The organism is Corynebacterium sp. UMB4614 (assembly GCF_030217065.1).
Lineage (GTDB): Bacteria > Actinomycetota > Actinomycetes > Mycobacteriales > Mycobacteriaceae > Corynebacterium.
In genome coordinates, this window is record NZ_JASONC010000018.1 from 31,695 (window position 1) to 53,561 (window position 21,867).

The 21,867-nt window shown below is 63.8% G+C and carries 16 protein-coding genes and 2 pseudogenes; 6 read left to right on the forward strand and 12 right to left on the reverse strand.

Annotated elements, in window-relative coordinates; genetic code table 11:
* Window positions 1–190 precede the first annotated feature (190 nt).
* Entirely contained in the window at window positions 191–667 is a 477-nt protein-coding gene (locus tag QP413_RS08090) for a hypothetical protein (RefSeq protein ID WP_284781393.1), read from the forward strand.
* A gap of 118 nt (window positions 668–785) precedes the next feature.
* On the opposite strand, the gene leuS is transcribed toward QP413_RS08090, so the two are convergent.
* The gene (gene leuS / locus QP413_RS08095; RefSeq protein ID WP_284781394.1) at window positions 786–3,821 is read right to left on the reverse strand and encodes a leucine--tRNA ligase; all 3,036 of its coding nucleotides are present in this window, start codon (window positions 3,819–3,821) and stop codon (window positions 786–788) included.
* Window positions 3,822–3,861: 40 nt separating this feature from the next.
* Here leuS and QP413_RS08100 point away from each other — a divergent pair, with 40 nt between their 5' ends.
* A complete protein-coding gene (locus QP413_RS08100; protein ID WP_284781395.1) occupies window positions 3,862–4,500 on the forward strand; it encodes an SdpI family protein in 639 nt (212 codons plus the stop codon).
* Window positions 4,501–4,531: 31 nt separating this feature from the next.
* Here the strand turns inward: QP413_RS08100 and QP413_RS08105 are convergent, their stop codons facing one another.
* From QP413_RS08105 to QP413_RS08120, 4 genes are read right to left on the reverse strand one after another with little or no spacing between them, the layout of a single operon-like run.
* Window positions 4,532–5,092 carry a hypothetical protein gene (locus tag QP413_RS08105; protein ID WP_231837680.1) on the reverse strand — a complete coding sequence of 187 codons (561 nt, stop codon included), beginning with the start codon at window positions 5,090–5,092 and terminating at the stop codon, window positions 4,532–4,534.
* Window positions 5,092–6,273, reverse strand: a complete 1,182-nt coding sequence (locus QP413_RS08110; protein WP_284781396.1) for an ABC transporter permease — start codon at window positions 6,271–6,273, stop codon at window positions 5,092–5,094. The genes QP413_RS08105 and QP413_RS08110 overlap by 1 nt, the downstream gene beginning before the upstream one ends.
* Window positions 6,273–7,001 carry an ATP-binding cassette domain-containing protein gene (locus tag QP413_RS08115; protein WP_015382111.1) on the reverse strand — a complete coding sequence of 243 codons (729 nt, stop codon included), beginning with the start codon at window positions 6,999–7,001 and terminating at the stop codon, window positions 6,273–6,275. The genes QP413_RS08110 and QP413_RS08115 overlap by 1 nt, the downstream gene beginning before the upstream one ends.
* A gap of 11 nt (window positions 7,002–7,012) precedes the next feature.
* Entirely contained in the window at window positions 7,013–7,429 is a 417-nt protein-coding gene (locus QP413_RS08120) for a hypothetical protein (RefSeq protein ID WP_012361225.1), read from the reverse strand.
* A gap of 184 nt (window positions 7,430–7,613) precedes the next feature.
* Between QP413_RS08120 and QP413_RS08125 the strand changes: the two genes are divergently transcribed.
* A complete protein-coding gene (locus QP413_RS08125) occupies window positions 7,614–8,627 on the forward strand; it encodes a ribokinase (protein ID WP_284781397.1) in 1,014 nt (337 codons plus the stop codon).
* Between the two features lie 37 nt (window positions 8,628–8,664).
* Here the strand turns inward: QP413_RS08125 and QP413_RS08130 are convergent.
* Window positions 8,665–8,754: pseudogene (locus tag QP413_RS08130) on the reverse strand (cadmium transporter); the annotation flags it as partial.
* Window positions 8,755–8,821: 67 nt separating this feature from the next.
* On the reverse strand, window positions 8,822–9,088 hold the full coding sequence (locus QP413_RS08135; protein ID WP_284781398.1) for a hypothetical protein: 267 nt from the start codon (window positions 9,086–9,088) through the stop codon (window positions 8,822–8,824).
* Between the two features lie 319 nt (window positions 9,089–9,407).
* On the opposite strand from QP413_RS08135, the gene QP413_RS08140 reads away from it, so the two are divergent.
* Both QP413_RS08140 and QP413_RS08145 read left to right on the forward strand, forming a co-directional pair.
* Window positions 9,408–10,487: a nucleoside hydrolase gene (locus QP413_RS08140; RefSeq protein WP_284781399.1), complete on the forward strand. Its 1,080-nt coding sequence runs from the start codon at window positions 9,408–9,410 to the stop codon at window positions 10,485–10,487.
* Window positions 10,488–10,728: 241 nt separating this feature from the next.
* Window positions 10,729–12,234: an MFS transporter gene (locus QP413_RS08145; RefSeq protein ID WP_284781400.1), complete on the forward strand. Its 1,506-nt coding sequence runs from the start codon at window positions 10,729–10,731 to the stop codon at window positions 12,232–12,234.
* 29 nt (window positions 12,235–12,263) lie between these two features.
* Here the strand turns inward: QP413_RS08145 and QP413_RS08150 are convergent.
* The 3 genes and pseudogenes from QP413_RS08150 to QP413_RS08160 all read right to left on the reverse strand — a co-directional run.
* Window positions 12,264–13,802, reverse strand: a pseudogene (locus QP413_RS08150) (aldehyde dehydrogenase family protein); the annotation flags it as partial.
* Between the two features lie 26 nt (window positions 13,803–13,828).
* Window positions 13,829–14,437 (reverse strand): hypothetical protein, encoded by a 609-nt coding sequence (locus tag QP413_RS08155; protein WP_284781401.1) that lies wholly within the window; start codon window positions 14,435–14,437, stop codon window positions 13,829–13,831.
* 18 nt (window positions 14,438–14,455) lie between these two features.
* Window positions 14,456–15,997 (reverse strand): GMC family oxidoreductase, encoded by a 1,542-nt coding sequence (locus QP413_RS08160; protein ID WP_284781402.1) that lies wholly within the window; start codon window positions 15,995–15,997, stop codon window positions 14,456–14,458.
* A 116-nt stretch (window positions 15,998–16,113) separates the two neighbouring features.
* On the opposite strand from QP413_RS08160, the gene QP413_RS08165 reads away from it, so the two are divergent.
* A complete protein-coding gene (locus QP413_RS08165; protein ID WP_284781403.1) occupies window positions 16,114–17,151 on the forward strand; it encodes a bile acid:sodium symporter family protein in 1,038 nt (345 codons plus the stop codon).
* A gap of 20 nt (window positions 17,152–17,171) precedes the next feature.
* On the opposite strand, the gene QP413_RS08170 is transcribed toward QP413_RS08165, so the two are convergent.
* Window positions 17,172–17,744, reverse strand: coding sequence for an NUDIX domain-containing protein (locus QP413_RS08170; protein WP_041628540.1), 573 nt, complete (start codon window positions 17,742–17,744; stop codon window positions 17,172–17,174).
* Between the two features lie 257 nt (window positions 17,745–18,001).
* On the reverse strand, window positions 18,002–21,637 hold the full coding sequence (locus QP413_RS08175; RefSeq protein ID WP_284781404.1) for a YPDG domain-containing protein: 3,636 nt from the start codon (window positions 21,635–21,637) through the stop codon (window positions 18,002–18,004).
* Between the last annotated feature and the right edge of the window lie 230 nt (window positions 21,638–21,867).

Sequence of the window (21,867 nt, forward strand, 5' to 3'; positions counted from 1 at the left end):
GAGCTAGGCGGGTCGAGCTAGCCGGATCTGGCTGCCCCTCCCCCTGTGTGCATTGCGCGCCGCAGCGCACACCCACTACCCCACCCGAGTTACGCTTCCCCGCTCGAGTTAGGCGGTGGGGTTTAGCTTTGTGGCCTGCATCTCTTAAGGTGGGGAGCTACCAGGACTTTCACCGAAGGAGAGGGTATTCGTGAGTACGTTGGGCCCTGAGCACCCGGAGAATGGCGCCGAGCTACCGCCGGAGGACCTCCCGCCGCAGACCGTCGGACGCCCGAAGCTCACCGAGCTCGATTACGAGGCCGATCCCCTTGCCCGCCTGGAGCGCAATAACCGCTCGACGAAGCAGGCGATCATCTTCTTCTTCGCTGTTCCGGGCATCGCGATCGTCCTCGCGTTGGGCACCGCGATCATCTCCCGCATCGTGGGCGGCCCGTATTGCGACGCCGATTCTTCCGCCTGGCTGTGCACCGAGGGATTCCGGCTGTTCTTCCACATCGCCCCAGCTCTGGTGTGCTTCTTCGGGCTCTTCGGAGCGGCGTATATCTGCTACTACAAGTGGAAGCGCCACCAGCGTTGGCGCCCGTGGATCGCGGTGATCTGGTTCATCATGCCAGTGGCGATCGGCTGGTCGGTCAACAGCGCGGCGATGCTGATCCTCAACGCCTAAAGCTCAGCGCTCCCCCGCGCGCCCACGCCCAAGGGCTTCACCCCACAACCCCAAGGGCCAAAGCTCAGCGCTCCCCCAGCCCCAGGCCGCCCGGTCCCCTCCCGGGCGGCCTTTCGCGTTACTTCGCGACGATATTGATCATGCGGCCCGGCACGACGATGACCTTCTGCACCGTCTTGCCCTCGATGTGGCCCTGCACGGTCTCGTCTGCCAGCGCCGCGGCCTCCAGGTCCTCCCGGGAGGCGTCGGCGGCGACCATGATGCGGGCGCGAACCTTGCCCATGATCTGAACCGGCATCTCGATCTGGTCATCGACCAGCCAGTCCTCTTCCCACGCCGGGTAAGGCACGAAGGCCACGGAGGCCTCGTCCTGGGTCAGGCCGGAACCCTGGCCGGCGCCGCCAGCCAGCAGGCCGGAGGCCGCAGCCCCGCCCAGGGCCTGCCACAGCTCCTCGGCCAGGTGCGGGGCCACCGGGGCGAGCATCAGCGCCAGCGCCTCCGCCGCCGCGCGCGGCACCGCAGCATCCGCTGCTGCACCCTGGGCGCCACCGGCACCAGCGGCGCCGTACTGCTTCGTCAGGTAGTTGACCAGCTCGATCAGCTTCGCGACGGCCGTGTTGTTGTGCAGGTTGGTGTAGTCCTCGTGGACACCCGCCAGCGCGCGGTTCACCGCACGGCGGTCCTCATCCGGCAGCGAGGCCAGCGTGTTGACGTCCTCATCGACGGCGGCCTTGCCGGTCGTCTCGTCCACGACCAGGCGCCAGGCGCGCTGCAGGAAACGCTGCGCGCCGACGACGTCCTTCGTCGCCCACGGGCGGGAAGTGTCCAGTGGACCCATGGACATCTCGTAGACGCGCAGGGTGTCCGCGCCGTAGTTATCGCAGATCTCGTCCGGGGAGACGGAGTTCTTCAGGGACTTGCCCATCTTTCCGTACTCCTGCTGGAGCGGGGTTTCCTCGCCGGTCTCCGGGTTGACGTGCACGAATGCGCCGTCGCGCTCCACGACCTCCGCGGCCGGCATGTACACGCCGCGGGAATCGGTGTAGGCGTAGGCCTGGATGTAGCCCTGGTTGAACAGGCGGTGGTACGGCTCGAAGGAGCTGACCACGCCCAGGTCGAAGAGCACCTTGTGCCAGAAGCGGGAGTACAGCAGGTGCAGCACCGCGTGCTCCACGCCGCCGACGTACAGGTCCACACCACCGGAGGGGTTGCCCTCGCGCGGGCCGACCCAGTAGCGCTCGTTTTCGATGTCTACCAGCGCGTTCTCGTTATTCGGGTCGATGTAGCGCAGCTGGTACCAGGAGGAACCGGCCCACTGCGGCATGACGTTCGCGTCGCGGTAGTAGGTCTGCGTGCCACGGCCATCGCCGAGGTCCAGCTCGACCTCGATCCACTCGCGGGCCTTGGCCAGCGGGGGCTGCGGCTCGGTGTCCTGGTCCTCCGGGTCGAAGGCGACCGGCTTGTAGTCCTCGACCTCCGGCAGCTCCACCGGGAGCATGTCCTCCGGCAGCGGGTGGGCGACACCGTCGGCGTCGTAGACGATGGGGAAGGGCTCGCCCCAGTAACGCTGGCGGGCAAACAGCCAGTCGCGCAGCTTGAACTGCACCTTGCCGTGGCCGTAGCCCTTGTCCTCGAGCCACTCGATGGTGGTGGCCTTCGCCTCGTCGAGAGCCAGGCCGTTGATGTCCAGGCCCTCGGCGTTTGCGCTGTTCACGGCCTTGCCGGCCTCGGTGTAGGCAGCGGTGAGCTGGCCGTCCTCGCCCTTCTCACCGCCGGCGACGACCTCGCGGATCGGCAGGCCGAAGGCGGTGGCGAAGTCGAAGTCGCGCTCGTCGTGGGCCGGGACCGCCATGATGGCGCCGGTGCCGTAGCCCATGAGGACGTAGTCCGCGATGAAGACGGGCACCTGCTCGCCGTTAACCGGATTGGTGGCGTAGGCGCCGGTGAACACACCGGTCTTTTCCTTGTTTTCCTGGCGCTCCAGGTCGGACTTCGCGGCGATGGACGCGCGGTAGGCGGCGACGGCCTCGGATGGGCTGTTCTTGCCGAAGGTCCAGCGCTCATCGGCGTCGGCGTAGGCGGCCTGCGGGGAGCCGGCGGCGTCCTCAGCTGCGGAAACGAGGGTGTCGACGAGCTCGTGCTCAGGGGCGAGCACCATGTACGTCGCCCCGAAGAGGGTGTCCGGGCGGGTGGTGAAGACCTCGATCGGGCCCGCCGCGGAGGAAAACGCGAGCTGCGCGCCGCGGGAACGGCCGATCCAGTTGCGCTGCATGGACTTGACCTTCTCCGGCCAGTCGAGGAATTCCAGGTCCTCGAGCAGGCGGTCGGAGTAGGCGGTGATGCGCATCATCCACTGCTGGAGGTTCTTGCGGAAGACCGGGAAGTTGCCGCGCTCGGAGCGGCCCTCGGCGGTGACCTCCTCGTTCGCCAGCACGGTGCCCAGGCCCGGGCACCAGTTGACGGTGGAGTTGGAGCGGTAGACCAGGCGGTAGCCGTCGATGATCTCCTGGCGCTCGGCTTCGGTCTTCTCGGCCCAGTCGGCGTGCTCGGCCTCGAGCTTCGGGATGAGCTCGGAGATCGGGCGGGCGCGGCCCTTCAGCTTGGCTGGGTAGCCCGGCGCGGGGTCGGCCTCCGGGTCGAACCAGGAGTTGTAGATCTTGAGGAAGATCCACTGGGTCCAGCGGTAGAACTCGCGGTCGGTGGTGGCGACGGCGCGGCGTTTATCGTGGCCAAGCCCCAGGCGGCCCAGCTGGCGCTCCATGTTCTCGATATTGGCCATGGTGGTGGTGCGCGGGTGGGTGCCGGTCTGGACGGCGTACTGCTCGGCGGGCAGGCCGAAGGCGTCGTAGCCGAGGGTGTGGAGCACGTTCTTGCCGGTCATGCGCTGGAAGCGTGCATAGACATCGGTGGCGATGTAGCCCAGCGGGTGGCCGACGTGCAGCCCGGCGCCGGAGGGGTAGGGGAACATGTCCTGCACGAAGATGCGGTCTTCCGGCAGCTTCTGCCCGTCGGAGGCGAGGTCGCCGACGGGGTTGGGGGCGTTGAAGGTGCCGTGGTCGGCCCAGTGCTTCTGCCACCGCTGCTCGATATCTGCGGCGAGCGCGGGGGAGTAGCGGTACGGGGTCTGGTCGGACGTGTCAGCTGGGGTGTTCATGGTTGGTCATTCTAGTAGACGGGGTAATAGACTGAACCGCATGATCGTGCTCACCATCCTGCTGGTTATTCTCGCCCTCGCTGTCCTGACGGTGGGGCTGCTCGGGTTTATGGAGAAACTGCCTGGTAACGGGGTGGTTGGGCTGCGTATCCCGGAGGTTCGGAAGTCCCCCGAGAACTGGGTTTTGGCGCACAAGATCGCGGGCCCGGCGTGGATGGGTGCGGGTGCGGCGCTGCTGGGGGCTGCGTTGTTGACGACGGGGATCGGCGGCTGGATGTGGCTGGTCTTCGCACTGTTGATCGTGGGGGCGCTGTTCCTGATTGGGATGGGTTCTGCGATGGCGGCGTCCACGATGGCTCGCCTGGAGCACGTGCGTGGTCAGGAGGCCGAGGACGAGCGGGTCGCTGCGGGTTGCTGTTCCTCTGGTTCTTCTTCCAACGACGACGCCTCGGCTGGCGGTTGTGAACCGTCGGCGGAGGAATGTGCGTCGGGGAATGCGTGCGGTAGCTGCTCGCTCAATGGCGCATGCGAAGGCGGGGGAGCGGCCTTCGACGCAGGTCGGGACGCCGGTTCTGGTGCTAGTGCTGGTGCTGGGCAGGGCGCGCAGCAGGCGGCGGCGAAGCCCGCGCTGGATCTGGATGCGGCACGGCGCGCGGTGGCGGAGCAGGACCGCCGCTAGGGGTTAACGCGGGTACACCTTAGCGCGCAGACTAGCGGAGGTTCGCGCGCTTCAACTTGGGTCGCGCGATGGAAAAAATCACTAGCGAATAGGCGCTCGCGGCAAGCGTGACCCACAGCGTGGGCTTCCAAAAAAGCGGCAGGAACTTTGCTGGTAGGGCCACGATCAATAGACACTGCGCAAAGGCCAGAAAGAGTGTCGCGCTCAGCGCATGTAGTGGGGGCTGCACAAGACTTAAGGTCCAGAAGCAGGCCAGACTCAAGGCGCTAAACTGCCACAAGCCTGCGTTTCCGAACGAGGCGAGCAGAACCAGTGGGAGATACGCAGCACCGAGAAAGGCATAATCCTGTGTCTTCCACGACCGGGGGCTGTATTCCTCCCACACCGCGAGGTCGCTGGTGTAGAAGAGCACAACAGCACTGAGAAACAGCAACGCAAAGACGACATTGAACGGCACAACAGCGCCGTACGTGCCATCAACCCACGGCAAGGGTATTGCTGTTGTCCCCAGAACAATGGCGCCGCATACAGCGATCGCAATTAGACCAAAGGCCTGGGGGACACGGTGGCCGCGAAGGTACAGCTTGGTCATCACGACGCCACGCAGCCCTCGTTGACCTTGCTAATGAGCGCCTCATGATCGAGCTCTTGCCGAAGGTGACCCGATGGCTCCAACACCAAGCGCTTGAGGTCATCAGGGGAGACCCCGTCAAAGGCATCGGCGACCGGCACGGGCCCGTCCTCGCCGAACCAGCAGCTCGGGGTGCGGCGTAGTGCGTCATCTGCCTGAAGATGCTGCAGGATGAGCACGAGTTCAACCGTGTCGGGGTCGGTGGATCGCACAAGGAGATATTGCAGTGGTTGCTCCTTCTGCAGGTCTTCCGGTGCAGCTGAGCTGTGTATGTCCCACAGGGACGCCTGCGGCTTGCCGAGAGAGCTCAGCACATCACGATTAGCAGCCACGACCTCCTCGGGCGTTTCGGGCCATAAACACTGGCTATCGCTGCAGACCAAGTCTTTCTCAGACCTTTGGACGGTCACGTCATAACCAGCCCCTGCAACTTGCGAATAGCTAGCAAACCCTCCCAACAGCGCAACGGCTACTCCAGCGGCCACGGCGGCGGTCGTTCCTCGACACCCGGAGCTACCGACATAAATGAGCACCCACGCTGCCATGAGCAATGCGGCGAGCATCGTGGCACTCGCCGCCACGAAGGAGGAGCTCAGTTCGCGGTCAATACCGCAGCACAGCCCTGCAGTCTGGCCGAACATGTAGCGCCATTCAGGCTGCGACAGTGCCGGCGGGTAAGCCTGCAGAACAAAGCTCAGGAACATTGCCACGGGCAAGGCGATCAGGCTTGGAAGATAGAGGCCGCATGCCATACCGAGTGAAGCCCAAACGAGCGCATGCAGCGCGATAATCAACACGCCTTGCGGCCAGGCCCTGGAGCCGAATCCATCGTTGAGAACAAAATGTAGAGTGACGAGCAAAAATGCAATCAGCTGGAGTGGAGCAATCGACCGCAACCATACTTTCCCGGCATAACGTGGCCTGCCCAGCTGAGTCAGGATTTCGCGAAACCGGGACGCCTCCCACGCGCTCAGGAACCCAAGCAAGGGCCCCAGGACAATGAACAACTGCCAAGACTTATGGAGCGTGGCTTGCGGGGAACTCGGGTAGGTTTCAGCACCCTCGATGCTGATGTTGAGCCGCAAGCTGACAGCGAAACCCACGAGAACGATTAGCGCATTTCGAAGTAACGCTTTTCTCATCACGCCTCCGACCGGTGGACGGCAGACAACTGCAGAACAGTGGGGGAGATAGGTTCTCCTCGCCAGGTCGTATCGGAGGCGTCAGTTCGGTCATCACTGAAGCCAATGAAGTCGTCGATTCGCCCCTGAAATGCGAGACAGCCATGATCTAACACGATGACCTGCTCAAATGGTTCGCCGACTTCCAAGGGCTGGTGGCTGGAAACCCACAACCGGATGCCTCGGTTGATGACGTCGCGATAGAGCTGCCGTAGCTCCTGCTTCGCGATTGGGTCCAGAGTCGCACTGGGTTCGTCGAGTAACAGCCAGCGCGCCTGAGAATTCAAGGCGGCGGCCAGCTGGAGCTTCGCCTGCTGCCCACCGCTCAGCTGTCGACATTCCTGGCGGGTTACATCTCCCTGCAAACCCACGAACTCGGCCCAGGTGAGGGCGTCCTTCTGGGCCTGTCGCAGGGGAGCCCCTTGCAGCCAACCGACGTAAGAAATGTAATCCGCCACGTTAAAACCGCTGATGGGCATGAACTTTTGGGGAACGTAGACGGTGCCATCCGCGCTGGGCAGCTTCCCTCGTTGCAGTTTGAATTGTCCAGCGAGGCAGCGCAACATGGTCGTTTTACCTGCTCCGTTGACACCGAGAACGACTGTGGCAGCATCGTTGATGGCGAGATCGCGGATGTCGATCCGTCGGGTACTCTGCGGGTAGGCGAAGCGGAAAGAGGCTGTAGGCATGGAGTGGCAATCTAAAAGTAGAGGTTCATGATGCGGGCGCTGGTTGTCTGGTAATCCCGTGACTTTACTTGCCAGTAATACTTCGCATGACCAGGGAATCCCCACGACGCTCGGTACGGCTTTTTAAAGCAATTAGAGACATTTCGAAGCCCCATGTTGACATCTGGCTGGAGTCGCCGAACTTTCTTCAACATCAACTCAAGGTACGGGGTAGCCCCGGGGGCATTGGAAGTACAATCGATCAACCCTGCCTGCACTGCATGCGCACCCACATGGTTTACGCGCTGCGATTGAAAACCGGTGCGAACGCGCTCAAGTCGTGTATTGATGACGCTAGCGTCGGCAGGGGCGGCAACGAGGCTTGTTGACAAAGCCAGGGCTGCGGCAACCGCGGTTACCCCTCGCCGGTTCTGCATAATTTTACGCATGTATTCCTCTCCGAAATCGTACGGACCGCAACTCTCTCACTCCTCAATTGTACTATTGATAGATTATCCAACCAGGGGTAGCGCGTGCCCGGAATCTGCGGCTTCTGTAATGCACCTGTGGCGTTGGCCACCCCCTTCCGAGACAACCCCAGGCAAGCCCGGGGCGTCTTCTAGACTGTGAGGCATGAACCCCGGTAAGAACCCGAACACCGCGCCCACCGACGCGAAGAGCAACGCGGCACCTGCCGTCCTCGTGTGCGGCAGCATCAACGTCGACACCTTCGTGGGCCTCGATGAGTTCCCGCACCCCGGCGAGACCATCATCGGCCGCCGCGGGCTGCAGGGACTCGGCGGCAAGGGCGCGAACCAGGCCGTCGCCTCCGCCCGCATGGGCGTGGAGACGATCCTGCTGGGTGCCGTGGGGGAGACCAGCGCCGATAACCCCAACCAGCCGCTCGATCCGCTGGCGCTGCTGGCGATCAAGGAGCTCGACGAGCACGGGGTGAACACCGTCCACATCGCCCGCGCCAACCAGCCCACCGGCCAGGCATTCATCATGAACGACGCGTCCGGCGAGAACATCATCATCGTGACCTCCGGAGCCAACGAGCTGACCAGCCCGACCGAGCTGACAGAGCTCGCCAAGGAGCTGGCCGATGACCGCCCCATCCCAGTGGTGCTGGCGCAAGGTGAGCTGACCCCGGAGCACTCCGCGGAGCTGCCCGCGTTGGCAGAGGCCATCGGCGCCCGGTTGATACTGAACCTCGCCCCGGTGACCACGAAGGACGCGGACCTGGTCGCGGCGTCCGACCCGATCATTCTCAACGAGCTGGAGGCCGCGGACATCACCGGGCTGCCCCGCGAAACCCCCACCGAGGAGCTCTTCGCCGCGCTCAAGGACGTCGCCCGCACCTGCGTGGTCACCCTGGGGCCAGCAGGCGCGGCCGTCATCGACGGGGACGGGGTCACGCGCGTGCCCGCCCCGCAGATGGAGACCATCGTGGACACCACCGGTGCCGGGGATGCGTTCTGCGGCACGCTCGCGGCAGCTGTGGCTACGGGTTCCTCCCTGGTGGACGCCACCCGCGTGGCTGTTGCGGCCGGGTCCTTGGCGACCCAGAAGGCCGGCGCGGCGGCGTCGTACGCGACGGAAGCAGAGATCCGCGACCTGGCGGCAGAACAGGAAAACCGCAGCTAGAGGCCGAAAGTGTAGCCCTGGACTAGGATCACCACGCCCAGGCCTTCCATGCAGCCTTCAGGCCATCGACCAGCGGAATCAGACCGAAATAGGGGATCGCGCTGGGCGGCAGGAAGGCACCCGCACCGGCGACGACAGCCAATCAATCCCAATCGCCATCTGCTTACCCCAAATACTCAAAGCAGAATGCCGATCTAACCGCCTAAATCCCTTTTATCTTCAAGGGGAGATAATAGGCTGAAAAAATCTAATGTCTGAGAATTATTCAGCGCATACAGCACGCAGCTATATACTTCGTCACTCAGTTCATCTAAATCTGAAACATTGGCACTCGCGCTGAATGAGATAGCGACCGTATTAACCTCAGTCGCATCCGGACTTCTTCCATCATCCCCCGTGGGAAGCTCTAAATTATATTCATTACCTCGGTCAACCCCTTGAACGCAGTCAATTATTTCCATTACCATGGGACTATTTTTCAACGCCCTCAGTAACCGTGACTTGATTACGCTAAACCTTTGTCGGGAGCACCTAACGTTGAGCTCCTCTTCAAATAATTGCGTCGTCAACTCCCTCAGTCCTTAATACAATGAGCGCAGCGAGAGGACGATGATGTCGTCGATATTCGTCACGGCGAAACGGCCAACAGCCTGGGCGATCGTTGCGAACAAGGGGCGTCCTGGGGGTCGGGCGCGGAGTATGCGCGGGGTGTGAAAGTGCGTGAGCAATATCCTAGCTTTCGCACCGCGTTCTCCCAGGTGCGCGTGGCACACTTGAGGTATGAGCACTTCTGCAGCCAATAACACCCAGCCGCGCAAGATCATCCTCGACTGCGACCCCGGCCACGACGACGCCATCGCCATGCTCCTGGCCTGGGGAAACCCGAACCTCGAGTTGCTCGCGGTCACGACCGTCGCGGGGAACCAGACCCTCGAGAAGGTCACCAAGAACGCGCAGGCGCTCGCGCGCGTCGGCGGGATCACCGGCGTGCCCTTCGCCGCTGGTGCGCACCGTCCGCTTGTCGGGCCGCAGCTGATCCCGGATGAGATCCACGGCGAGTCCGGCCTCGACGGCCCGCAGCTGCCGGAGGCTGGCGTGGAGTTGGAGGACACCCACGCGGTCGACCTGATCGCGCAGGTCATCGAACGGGAGGAGCCGGGCACCGTCACGCTCGTCCCGACGGGCGCGCTGACCAACATTGGACTGTTCGCGCGGCGTTACCCGGAGCTCGTCTCCCGCGTGGCGGGTGTGACGCTGATGGGCGGCGGGCACCACACCGGCAACATGACCCCGTCCGCGGAGTTCAACATCCTCGCCGACCCGGAGGCCGCCGCGATCGTCTTCGACGCGGAGTGGCCGGTCACGATGGTTGGTTTGGACGTCACCCACAAGGTGCTCGCGGTTCCGTCCCGCATGGCGCAGCTCAAGGCCGTGGGCACGGATGTTGCGGAGTTCATCGCGGAGCTTGTGGAGTTCTTCGGGGGCGCGTACATGAAGGAGCGCCGTTACCCGGGGCCGCCGATGCACGACCCGCTGGCTGTTGCGGCGGTGGCTGACCCGGAGGTGCTGCGCACCGTGGCGGCCCCGGTTGTCGTGGAGACCAAGGGTGAGTATACCCGCGGCATGACCGTGGTTGACCTGCGGCGCACTTGGGGCGCGCAGGATCAGACGGCTGAGCAGCCGGGCGATCCTTCCTCGCTGTGCCTCACGGATGATTACGCCTGCGCGGGCATGGATACCTATGGCGAGCACGTGGAGCCGGTGCGCCACCGCGTCGGCGTGGACGTGGACGTGGATCGCTTCTGGGATCTGCTGGTTGATGCGCTGACCCGCATCGGCGACACCGGCTTCCGCAGCTAGCGCCCGTTCGGGGCCGCGCGGGGAGCGGGGCCGGGGGAGCGGGGCACGCCCCCTCCTTCACGTTTTGCAGAGTTTGAGGTCGCTTTTGGGCGGATTTCCGGCAACAAACTCTGCAAAACACACAATCGGGAGCCAGGGCACGCGCTCGCTCGCACCCTCCCGCACCAACCAGCGCGCACCTGCAGCCAACATCACAGGAAAAAGTGTGGACTCGCACGAATCGCCCACTTATCCTGCATATATGAACGCAAACACCCCCCGCTCAGGCGGGCCTAATAACCCCGCCGCCGCGACCCCAGTCATCGACCCGGTGGATTCGCGCAAGGGCGGCCTGCCACTGCTCATGTTCGTGCTCATCACCGCGGCGGTGGCATTCCAGCTCAACGCCTCGATGCTCTCCCCGGTGCTGCGCACGATGGCCACCGAGCTCAACACCGATGAGTCCGCGGTCGGCCTCACCCAGACCGCGTTCTTCACCGGTGGCGCGATGTGCGGCCTGTTCCTCCCGCGCCTCTCGGACATTGTGGGACGCCGCCGCATCCTGGTCATCATGTTGGCCGTGATGTCCCTGGGTGGCCTGCTGGCCGCCCTCGCCCCGAATATCGGCGTGCTGATGCTGGCCCGCGCGCTGCAGGGTATTTCCGGCCCGACCATCCCGATGACGCTGATCATCCTGCGCAGCCAGGTTAAGGACGAGGTTCGCCTCGGCACGTTGATGGGCCTGATCGCCGCGATCAATGGTGGTGTGGCGGGTATCGACGTCCTGCTCTCCGGCTGGATGGCTGAGCACTGGGGCTTCCGCTCCGTGTTCTGGCTGATCTTCGCCGTCGGCGCGGTCGCCACCGTGGTGGTCGCGATGTTCGCCCCGGAGTCCAAGCCTTCCGATAACGTCCGCATGGACTGGATCGGCGCGGCCGTCCTGGTCGTTTCCGTGCTGTCCATCACGCTGGCCGCGAATGAGGCCGGTAAGGGTGCGGCCGCGGACTGGCTGTACGTCATCGGCCTGGTGGCCGCTGGTCTGATCGTGTTTGCCATCTTCTGGCGCTGGGAGACCCGCCAGGAGAACACCGCTGGTGCGGCTCCGCTGGTTGCCCCGAAGTACCTGCGCCGCCGGGAGACCTGGGGTTTGCTGCTGACCACCGTGTTGACGATGACGGGGGTGTTCGCTGCCGTCAACGGTGTGGCACCGTCCCTGGCCCAGAACGCGGAGGCTGGTTTCGGCATGCGTGCGACGATGGCGTCCCTGCTGCTGCTGACCCCGTACGCACTGATCGGTTGGGCGGTGGGCCCCTTCGCAGGTCGCCTGGCGCCGAAGGTGGGTTATGCGAACCTGCTGCGCCTCTCCAATATCGCGTCCATGCTGCTGCTGTTCCTGCTAGCTTTCGTGGGGACGCGCTCGAAGATCGTGCTGATCGTGGGCGTGATCCTGCTGGGCGTGACCTACGCAGGCATCGGCAATATCGTGCTGAACAACCTGGGTGTGGTGAACTCGCCGCAGGATAACCAGGGCTTCCTGCCGGGCATGAACTCCGCGGCCTTCAACCTGGGTGCGGGTATCTCCTTCGCGGTGCTGCCGGTGTTCCAGGTGGTGGGCTCCCCAGAGGGCTCGGATTCCGCCACGGGCTACACCACGGCCTTCCTGGTGGGTGGCATCATTCTGGGCCTGGCTGCGCTGACCAGCCTGTTTATCCCGAAGACGACCACGGCAGAGCAAGAAGCCGCAGCGCAGGAAAGCGCCACGGCTTAAGCATCCGAAAGGGTTAACACCCCATAGCCCTACTTCTCCCGCTCTTCCCGTGCCTTTTGAGCATAGGATTCCAGCGAAGTCCCCAGCAGCCCGAATTTCGCGAGCTTCACCGGGGCGGGCTGCTCCGCGAAATAAGCCTGCAGCATCTTGCTGAACTTCTCGTACTTCTTCTCCGTGTACGGGTACCAGTTCGCTTCCAGGCCAGCGCCCTGGGAGCCGTCCTTATCCACGATCACGGACTTCGGGTTGCACCAGGCTCGCAGGCCATCGGCACCCTTGTGGCGGCCCATCCCGGAGTCACCCACCCCACCGAACGGCAGCACCGGGGTGGCCTCGGTGGCCATGACGTTGTTGATGGACACCCCGCCGGCGCGCAGCGCCCCGGCCACCCGGCGCGCCCGGTCGATGTCCGCGCTCCACACGGAACCGGTCAGCCCGAAGGGCGTGTCATTCGCCCGGTCGATGACCTCCCGTTCCGAGCTGAAGCTCAGCACCGGGATCACCGGTCCGAAGGTTTCCTCCGTCACGACCAGCGCATCCTCCGGCACGTCGACCAGCAGGATCGGTGGGATCAGCGCGGAACGGCCGTCCCAGTCCTGCCCGGTGAGCTGGCGCGCACCACGCGAAACAGCGTCCTGAACCTGCTCGTTGACCTGCTCGATCTGGAAGTCGACGGTCATGCGGCCCAGGTCGTTGTTGCGGGAATCCGTGTCCGCCTGCGTGAGCAGCCGGGCCTGCCGCACCAGCTCGGCGACGAACTCCTCCTTGATGCTCTCGTGGACGTAGAGCCGCTCCACGGAAGTACAAGACTGGCCGGTCGCCGTCAGACCGCCGAACAGTGCGCCCGCGGCAGTGCGGGGGATGTCGACGTCCTCAAAAACGATCATGGGGTCCTTGCCACCGAGCTCGAGCTCGACGGGGATGAGCATGTCGGAGCACTGCTTCATGATCTTCCGCCCGGTCGCGCACGAGCCGGTGAACATGACGAGGTCGGGGTGCTGGTCGATGACCTCGGCACCCACGGCACCGTCGCCGTAGACCACCTGCACCCAGTTCGGGGCGATGGCGGCTTCCTCCAGGAGGGATTCGATCAGCCCGGCCAGTGGGGTGTGCTCGGAGGGCTTGTAGACGACCGCGTTGCCGGCAGCCAGCGCCGCCACGATCGGCACGATCGCCTGGAAGAAGGGGTAGTTCCAGGGCGCGATGATGAAGGCCACGCCGAGGGGTTCGTACCAGATCTCGGACTTCTTACCCATCATCGTCAGCGGGGTCTCGACCTTCTGCGGAGCCAGGACCTTCGCGGCGTTCTTTTCGTGCCAGCTGATAACGTCCAGCGCGCCGAACATCTCGGACATCAGGATGTCGCTGCGGGACTTACCCGTTTCCTCCCGGACGCGGTCGACGATCTCCTCGGTGCGGTTGACGATCACCCCGCGCAGGAGGCGGAGGTGTTCGAGGCGTTCCTCGACGCTCAGGGCGCGGATGGATTTCTGTGCTTCGCGTGCTCGTTCGACGACGCCCTCGACCTGGGCGTATTCGGATTCTGGGATCTGTGTTGCCATGGTGTGTGCTCCTTGTGGTTGTTGAGCGCGGGTTAGTCGCGTGGGTTCTGCGCGTCGGCGGCGGCGAGGGCGGCCTCGTAGGCCTCCTGGTTGATGGTGGTCTCGTAGCCGATGGCCTGGTGGATATTGGGCAGCTGGTTGGGGTTGGTGCCCCGGGCAAGCAGTGGGGAGTCGGTAAGTTCCTCGCCGAGGCGTACCCCGAGGTTGGAGTAGTAGAGGCTGTGCACGACACCCTTGATACCAAGGTTGGCCATGCGCATCAGCCCGGCGAGTGGCTCGGGGAACTTGGCATTCGCGTTGGCCATCGCGACGATCAGGCGGACCAGGGGCGTGGGCGCGTAGGCGCAGACGGTGGCGAGGGCGAGGAAGGCGGTGCGGTCGTCGTCGTACATGTAGGAGAGCATGCGGTCGATGCCGGCCGCGCATCCGGACTCGGAGAAGGACGGCAGCGCCCCGCCGCCGGAGGTCAGGGGCCGGGACGTCGCGCCACCGGACGTCGCGGTCGGGGACCCTGCGCGTCCGGACGCGGCCTTGCGGGCCGGGACGCCGGGGATGACGACGTCGCCCAGGCGCAGCAGGCCCTTCATCTGCGTGGCGGTGAGCAGCTCGGTGGAGCGGGGGTTGAGGTTCTTGCTGGTCATGTCTGCTTTCTTCCTTCCTTAGCTCGCCGCGATGATCTGCTCGGCGGCCTTGAGGGACAGGGCGGCGATGGTGAGTGCGGGGTTGATGCCCGGCGCGTTCGGGAAGATCGAGGAGTCCGCGGCGTGGATGCGGTTGCTGCCGTAGAGGGTGAACTCGGGGGAGACCACGCCCTGCTTGGCGCTGGCACCCATCCCGAGGCCGCCCATGAGGTGCAGGCCGATGCCGAACTGGCCGTGGAGGATCTCTTCGGCACCGGTGGCGTTGAAGATATTGCGGATGGCGGCCATGCCGGCGTCGCGACGGCGGGCGTCCTCCCGGTTGAGCTTCTTCTTGATCACCGGGTTGCCCTTGCGGTTGATGCTGATTTCGCCGGGGTTGGTGTCGCGCACGCAGACCTCGATGCAGCCCAGGCGTGGGAAGTCCTGCATGATCTCCGCGTGGCGGGCGCCGAAGCCGGGCAGCAGGAGGGCGATGTTGCCTGGGCCTGCGAAGACGTTCTCCAGCTTGAAGCCCTGGCGGCGGAAGCTCGGGTCGTCGGACTTGTAGTTCTGCAGGGGGCCGGCGAAGGCGCGGACGTCCTCGGCGTAGCGGCCCAGGTTCATGTACTGCGGGTGGGTGAAGAAGTTCTTACCCAGGCCCGGCAGCTGCTTGCCGTAGCCGCTGCGCAGCAGGAGGGCGGTGTTACCGATCGCGCCGGAGGCCAGCACGACGCGCCGGGCGGTGAAGGTGCGCTCCACCTGGGGTTCGAAGTTGGTGGGCTTGCCGAAGCCGCGGCGGCCCTTCGGGGTGTTGTCCGCGGGCACGCGGGTGGTGACGGTCACGCGGTCGGGGTGCTCGGTGATCGTGCGCGCTTCGGCGCAGTCGATGAGGTGGAAGCCGTGGTTTTCCGCTGCTGGCAGGGCGGTGACGGCGGTGGACTGCTTGGAGTCGATGGAGCAGCCGCTGAGGCACTCCACGCAGCAGTTGCCGTCCTCGAAGCGGCAGTCGGCCTCCCCGCGGCGCAGTGGGGCGTAGCGGTAGCCGTTCGCGTCGAAGCCGTCGGCGAAGTTCTTTGCGTTGTTGTTGCGCCACTCTTCGGGCACGTTCTTGAGGCTCATGTTTCCCTCGGCGCGCTCGTAGTAGTCGGCGAGGTAGTCCTCGTTGAGCCAGGAGACGCCGGACTGGTCGCGCCAGGAGGAGAAGGCGACGTCGTCGAAGCGGTCCATGAGGGCCTGGTTGACGATGGAGCCGCCGCCGACGGCCTTGGGGCGGAGCAGGCCGAGGCCGGCGTCGGTGGTCAGTTCCACGCCGCCGCCCCAGAAGAGCTGGGAGCTGGAGTCGATCTCGGTGCGTGGGTAGGTGTGCCGGTCGTAGCGCTTGCCGGCTTCCAGGCCGAGGACGGTCAGCCCTGCGGCGGCGAGTTCGCGGGCGATGTTCAGCCCGGAGGTGCCGGCGCCGATGATGATGACGTCGTAGGTTTCTTGCGCCGCGGCGGTCGGGTCGATTCTTTCGGCGGTCGGGTTCTGTGGTGCGCGGCCAGCTGCCGCGCCGGTGCTGTGATCCCCTCGGTTATTCGTCATGTTCGTTAGTTAACCCGACGAAACCCTCTGTGTATTCTATATCTGTGAAAAAGTTTTAAAGCTGCCCGCGGGGTGCAATTCTTCCCATCGCTGACGCAACTGTGACGCAGGCTACAATGCCAAGAATGAGCGCTGAGAACCCCACCCCGAAGAAGCAGACGGTCCTGCAGAAGATCCTGGGCTACCGCCCGGATTTTTTGATTGTGTTGATCGTGCTTGCGGTGGTCGCGGCGGTGATCGTGCCGCTGCGGGGGCAGGGCGCGGAGATCGGCAACTGGGTGGTGACGATCGCCATCGCCTTCCTCTTCTTCCTCTACGGTGCGCGCCTGCACCCGCGGGAGGCGCTGGAGGGCCTGATGCACTGGCGGCTGCACCTGCTGATCGTCGCCTTCACTTTCGCGATCTTCCCACTGGTTGGTGTGGCGCTGCGGCCGCTATCCGGCCTGATCGGCCAGGAGATGTACCTGGGCATTCTGTTTTTGACGTTGGTGCCCTCCACGGTGCAGTCCTCGGTGGCGTTCACCTCCATCGCCCGGGGTAATGTGGCTGCCTCCATCGTCGCGGCGAGTGCCTCCAGTCTGCTGGGTGTGGTGCTCACGCCACTGCTGGTGCTGTTGTTGATGTCCACCGCGGAGGGTGGTTTCCATATCGACGCCAGCACCTTCTACAAGATCGGCCTGCAGCTGTTCTTGCCCTTCGTGGTGGGGCAGCTGTTGCGGCCGTGGGTGAAGGATTTCGCGGCCTCGAAGGCGACGAAGAAGGTGGACCAGATCTCCATCGGCTTGGTGGTGTACGTGTCCTTCTCCGAGGGGATCGTGGACGGGATCTGGTCGACGATCAGCTGGATCAGCGTGGTTAGCCTGGTGCTGGGCTCGGTGGTGCTGGTGTACCTGATGCTCTCGGCCTCCTCGCTCGCGGCACGGAAGCTGGGCTTTAACTATGAGGACCAGGTGGCGATCCAGTTCGCGGGCACGAAGAAGTCGCTGGCCTCTGGTTTGCCGATGGCTGCGGTGATGTTCGGCGGGGGAAGTTTGGGGATGATGATCCTGCCGCTGATGATCTTCCACCAGGTGCAGCTGATTATTTGTTCCTTCCGGGCCTCCAGCTATGCCGCGAAGTACGAGGAGGCCCCAGAGCGCGCCACGACCTGGTAGCGCCGGGATCGCAGCAGCCCCTAGCTGCGCTTGAAGTAGCCGATGCGGGGCCGGAAGCCCTGCGGGTGCTTCAGCTGCGCGACGGCGTCTGCGATGATGAGGCGGAAACGCGGCTTCATCGGGGGCAGTTGGGCCACGGAGAACCAGCCGACGTCGGTGGATTCTTCGTCGCCGACGATGGGTTCGGCGAGTGAATCGTAGTCGGGGAGTGTGGGGTCGAGGGGGTTGGCGTCCTTATCGGTGAGGACGCACCGCATCGCAGTATCCATGTATGCGGTCTGGTCCCCGTTGGGGTAGGTGACCTGGTCGGTAGCGCCGACGCCGAGGAGGGCGGCGACGGTGACGTACAGGCCGGTTTCTTCTTTGACTTCGCGGATGGCGGCGACGTGGGGTTCCTCGCCGGGGTCGACGATGCCGCAGACGGGCGTCCATTCGCCGTTGTCGGCGCGTTTGACGAGCAGGACTTTCGGGACTTCCCAGAGTGGGGCTTCGGGCGGGACTTCTTTGAGGACGATCGCGGTGATGCCGGGGAGCCAGAGCGGGTCGGTGCCGATTTTTTCGCGCAGGTTGAGGATGAACTCGGGGGTTGCCATGCCTGCAGTGTAGCTGGCTGCGTGGTGGGGTTGGGAGTGGCTGGGGAGTGGATTTGAGTGTTGGTGGCGGGGCTTGAGCGGGTCGGCCCGCAGGGTTTGGGAAGAGAAAAAGCTCCCGGGCCACCCGAACTCATACAGTTCAGACGGCCTGGGAGCCTTCTACCCGCGGTTAAGCGGGGTGTGCGCTACAGCGCACTGCCCTTCCGGCTCAGGGGGACCAGCTTTCGCCGGCCCTCACCTGAAGCCGAGGGTGTTATTTAGTTTTCGCGGCGGCGACGGCCAGCCAGCAGTGCGCCACCGATGGCCAGGGCCATCGCAGCAGCACCCAGCATGATCGCCACGCCGGACACACCGGTCACTGCCAGGGAGCCCTGACGGTCAGTGCTGGAGCTGGAAGCACCAGACTGAGCTGCGCCGGACTTACCGCCCAGAGGACCAACCTTGCCGGACTGGCCGCCAGCGTTACCACCCTGGTTACCGGCACCCTGCTGGGCACCCTTGTCCGCAGGAGCCTTACCGGCACCGTGGCCCGGGGTGGAGGAGCCGTGGCCGGAGCCAGTGCCCTGGCCCGGGGTGGAGGAACCGTGGGAGGAGCCCAGGTGGCTGCCGATGAGGCCGCCGATGATTCCGCCACCGATCAGACCCGGGATGAGGCCATCCGGCAGGTCAGAGGAGCCGCTGCTACCCGGAGGAGTGCTGCCGTCCTTCTTCTCGACAACGGTGACAGTGAACTTCTCCGTGTCCGTGGAGCCATCCGGGTAGGTGACAGTCACCGTGACGGTGACCTTGTCGCCGTGCTTAGCATCCTTCGGAGCGGTGACCTTCAGCTCGCCGGTCTTCGGGTCGGCCTCGACGGTCCAGCCGTCCTTGCTGACCTCGGTCTCGATCTTGGAACCGTCAGGCAGCTTGTCGCCCTTGTTCGGAACCTCAACAGAGCCACCCGGCTTGACGGTTTCGTTCTCCCAGTCCGGGGTCACATCGTCAGCCTGGTTACCCTTCGGCTCGTCGTTCGGGTCGGTCGGAGTCACTTCCTCAGGGTTCTCAACAATCTCCACCGTCACGCGGTCGATCTCGTTACCCTCAGGGTCCTTGACCACCACGACAACCGTGTCGCCCGGCTCCGCCTCATCGGTCGGAGTCACGGTGATGTTGCCGTTCTCGTCGATCTCCACGGTGCCCGGGCCATTATCGACGACCTCGACGGTGGTGCCCGGCTTCACTGGGCCGCCGTCGTTCGGGATCACGATCGGCTTATCCGGGGTGGTCTTGCCATCCTCCCAGCTCGGATCAGTCTCGACGGTGACGGTGAAGGTCTCCCGGTCCTGGGAGCCATCCGGGTAGGTCACCGTAACGGAAATCTCGGACTTATCGCCGTGCTGTGCGTCAGCCGGCGGGGTCACCGTGATGGTGCCATCCGGAGCTGTGGTGACGGTCCAGCCCTTGTCGGACTGGGCCTCAACCTTGGAGCCCTCTGGCAGCTGATCCGGACGCTCGTTCTTCACGTCGACCGGGACAGCCGGCTTGGTCTTGGCGTTCTTCCAGGTCGGGGTGTACTTCACCGCGTCGTCGCCGGTGTTGTTGCCCTCGTCGCCCTGGTCGCCCTTCTCGGTCACCTTGACCGGGACCTGCTGCTCGGTGCCCTCGATCGGGTGACCATTCTCGTCGACGTTAACAACCGGAACCTTGTAGTCACCCGGGGTTGCCTTCTCGTCCGTGGTCACGGTGATGACGCCGTTCTCGTCGATCTCGACGGTGATCTTGCCGTTTTCGTCCTCGACGACGACCTTGTCGGTCGGCTTACCGTCCTGACCGACCAGCTTCGGGGTGTGGCCTTCTGGAACGTCGGTGGTCGGGGTGATCTTCTCAGATCCGCCCTGCTCGACCTCGGTATCCTCCGGGTACTTCTGCGGGTCAACCGCGTCCGGCTGTTCAACCGTGATGGTGACGTCGACGTTGTCCTTCGAACCATCCGGGTAAGTCACCTCAACCGGAACAGTGATCTTGTCACCCGGGGTCGCATCCTCAGGGATGGTCACCGTGATCTCACCAGTGTTCTCATCGATGGTCACACCATCCGGCACGTTCTCACCCGGGGTGAACTTGGTGCCCTCAGGAGCCTTGGTGTCGTTGCCGTCCTTGTCGGTGAACTTCGGAGCCTCGATCTTGACATCAGAACCCGGCTTACCCGAACCATCCTCGTAACCAGGCTCGTAGGTTGCGGCATTGGTGGGGTTACCCGGCTCGATCGGAGTTGCCGGAATCGAACCCTTATCCTTCGGGTTAGAGCCCTTCTCCTTCTCTACCTCATCCGGGATGCCGTCGTTATCGTCGTCGTCATCCTCGGTGTCAGGCTTACCGTCATTATCGGTGTCCAGCTTGAAGTTCGCGTCCGTCTTATCGGTGCTGCCATCCGGGTAGGTCACCGTCACCGGAACATCGAAGTCCTCAACGGTGTCCTTGTTCAGCTTGTCGCCGTCGACAGTCACCGTGATCTCACCGTTGGACTCGTCGATCTTGACCTCGTAGCCCTCAGGAACGGTGAAGTCCTCACCAATGGTGAACTTCGAACCCTCAGGAGCCTTGGCGTCCTTACCTTCCTTGTCAGTGAAGGTCGGGGAAGACTTGGTCTCCTTACCAGGGACAACCAGCTTGTCCTCGTAAGCAGGCTCGTAGACGCCGTTGTCCTTCTCAGTCACCGTGACGGTGACGTCGACGTTGTCCTTGGTGCCATCCGGGTAGGTCACAACAACCGGAACGGTGATCTTGTCACCCGGCTTCGCATCCTCCGGAACCGGAACAGTGATCGCACCAGTCTTCTCATCGATGGTCACACCCTCAGGCGCGTTCTCACCAGGGGTGAACTTGGTGCCCTCAGGAGCCTTGGTCTCGTTGCCGTCCTTGTCCTTGAAGGTCGGAGGATCGATCTTGACGTCGCTGCCCGGCTTACCCGAACCATCTTCGTATACAGGATCGAAGTGATCGTTCGCGTTCGGAACCTTCGGGTTGCTGTCGTCTTCGTCCGGGATGCCGTCGCCGTCATCATCCGGGTCCGTGACGTCAGGGTCACCGTCACCATCGGTGTCCAGCTTGAAGTTCGCCTTAGCGTCGTCCTTGGTGCCATCCGGGTAAGTAACCGTGACAGGAACACTGAATTCTTCGGCAGTGTCCTTGTTCAGCTTGGACTTGTCCGGGAACGTTACGGTGACCTCACCGGTGTTCTCGTCAATCTTCACTTCGTAGCCTTCAGGAGCCTTGAAGTCTTCAGGAATCGAGAACTTCGCATCCTTAGGAGCGTCGACCTTCTGACCGTCCTTGTCAGTGAAGGTCGGGGACGACTTGGTTTCCTCACCAGGAACAACCAGCTTGTCGTCGTACTTGGGGTCCATGGAATCGGTCATCGGCTCCTTGACGATGAACGAATCAGCCAAGAACGGGGTGCCGTCCGGCAGTTCCACAACTGCGGTAAAGACGTCACCGGCTTTTGCTGTGTCCGGAACGGTGAACGGGCACGAAGGCACTGCGCCCAAGTCATCGCTGTCAAGCTTGCAGGTTGTGCCCACCTTCTCACCAGCAGCGTTGTACCACTGGATGGTGTACGGCGTGTTCGGAACAAGGCCGACGGTCCTGGTCTGCACCTCGGTGCCCTTGAAAGCAGGCTTGTCGGTGGTGTTGTAATCGACAACATCAAAGCCGGGCTTCGAGGGCTTCAGAGCGAAGTCAGAGTTATCAACGGCGTGCCTCTTGGGCGCTGTGGCGTATGAAATATTCCAGGTCGGGTTGGTGAACATGGCCGTCCGGAAGTTATCCGGATTGACATTGGCGCTTTCGTCCAAGATGGGCTGCACATAGACGTAGTCCATGTTGATGTGCTTTGAGACAGTCCCTGCGCCCACACCCTGAGCAACGTCTCCTCCCGATGTGGCCCATCGTCCAGAAGCGGCAGAGTCGGCGACAGTGTGGAAGAGTTTCTTGGCTTCCGCATTTGGCAGAGTCCCGATGTTCGTCGATGTGACTCCGTACGTACCGTTGAACTGAAGAACGTACTGTGAGGTTACCCTCGTTTAGTGGACACCCAACTTGTACGGATGTTGTGTCCGTAGGAGAGGATGTTCATTGTGAGCCA

Bases quoted from the DNA above. Each gene is read 5' to 3' on its own strand.
- QP413_RS08145 (WP_284781400.1), top strand. From the start codon at position 10,729: ATGAACGCAAACACCCCCCGCTCAGGCGGGCCTAATAACCCCGCCGCC.
- QP413_RS08100 (WP_284781395.1), top strand. From the start codon at position 3,862: ATGATCGTGCTCACCATCCTGCTGGTTATTCTCGCCCTCGCTGTCCTG.
- QP413_RS08115 (WP_015382111.1), bottom strand. From the start codon at position 7,001: ATGCCTACAGCCTCTTTCCGCTTCGCCTACCCGCAGAGTACCCGACGG.
- QP413_RS08140 (WP_284781399.1), top strand. From the start codon at position 9,408: ATGAGCACTTCTGCAGCCAATAACACCCAGCCGCGCAAGATCATCCTC.
- QP413_RS08120 (WP_012361225.1), bottom strand. From the start codon at position 7,429: ATGCGTAAAATTATGCAGAACCGGCGAGGGGTAACCGCGGTTGCCGCA.
- QP413_RS08160 (WP_284781402.1), bottom strand. From the start codon at position 15,997: ATGACGAATAACCGAGGGGATCACAGCACCGGCGCGGCAGCTGGCCGC.
- QP413_RS08165 (WP_284781403.1), top strand. From the start codon at position 16,114: ATGCCAAGAATGAGCGCTGAGAACCCCACCCCGAAGAAGCAGACGGTC.
- QP413_RS08135 (WP_284781398.1), bottom strand. From the start codon at position 9,088: ATGGAAATAATTGACTGCGTTCAAGGGGTTGACCGAGGTAATGAATAT.
- QP413_RS08125 (WP_284781397.1), top strand. From the start codon at position 7,614: ATGAACCCCGGTAAGAACCCGAACACCGCGCCCACCGACGCGAAGAGC.
- leuS (WP_284781394.1), bottom strand. From the start codon at position 3,821: ATGAACACCCCAGCTGACACGTCCGACCAGACCCCGTACCGCTACTCC.
- QP413_RS08155 (WP_284781401.1), bottom strand. From the start codon at position 14,437: ATGACCAGCAAGAACCTCAACCCCCGCTCCACCGAGCTGCTCACCGCC.
- QP413_RS08170 (WP_041628540.1), bottom strand. From the start codon at position 17,744: ATGGCAACCCCCGAGTTCATCCTCAACCTGCGCGAAAAAATCGGCACC.
- QP413_RS08110 (WP_284781396.1), bottom strand. From the start codon at position 6,273: ATGAGAAAAGCGTTACTTCGAAATGCGCTAATCGTTCTCGTGGGTTTC.
- QP413_RS08105 (WP_231837680.1), bottom strand. From the start codon at position 5,092: ATGACCAAGCTGTACCTTCGCGGCCACCGTGTCCCCCAGGCCTTTGGT.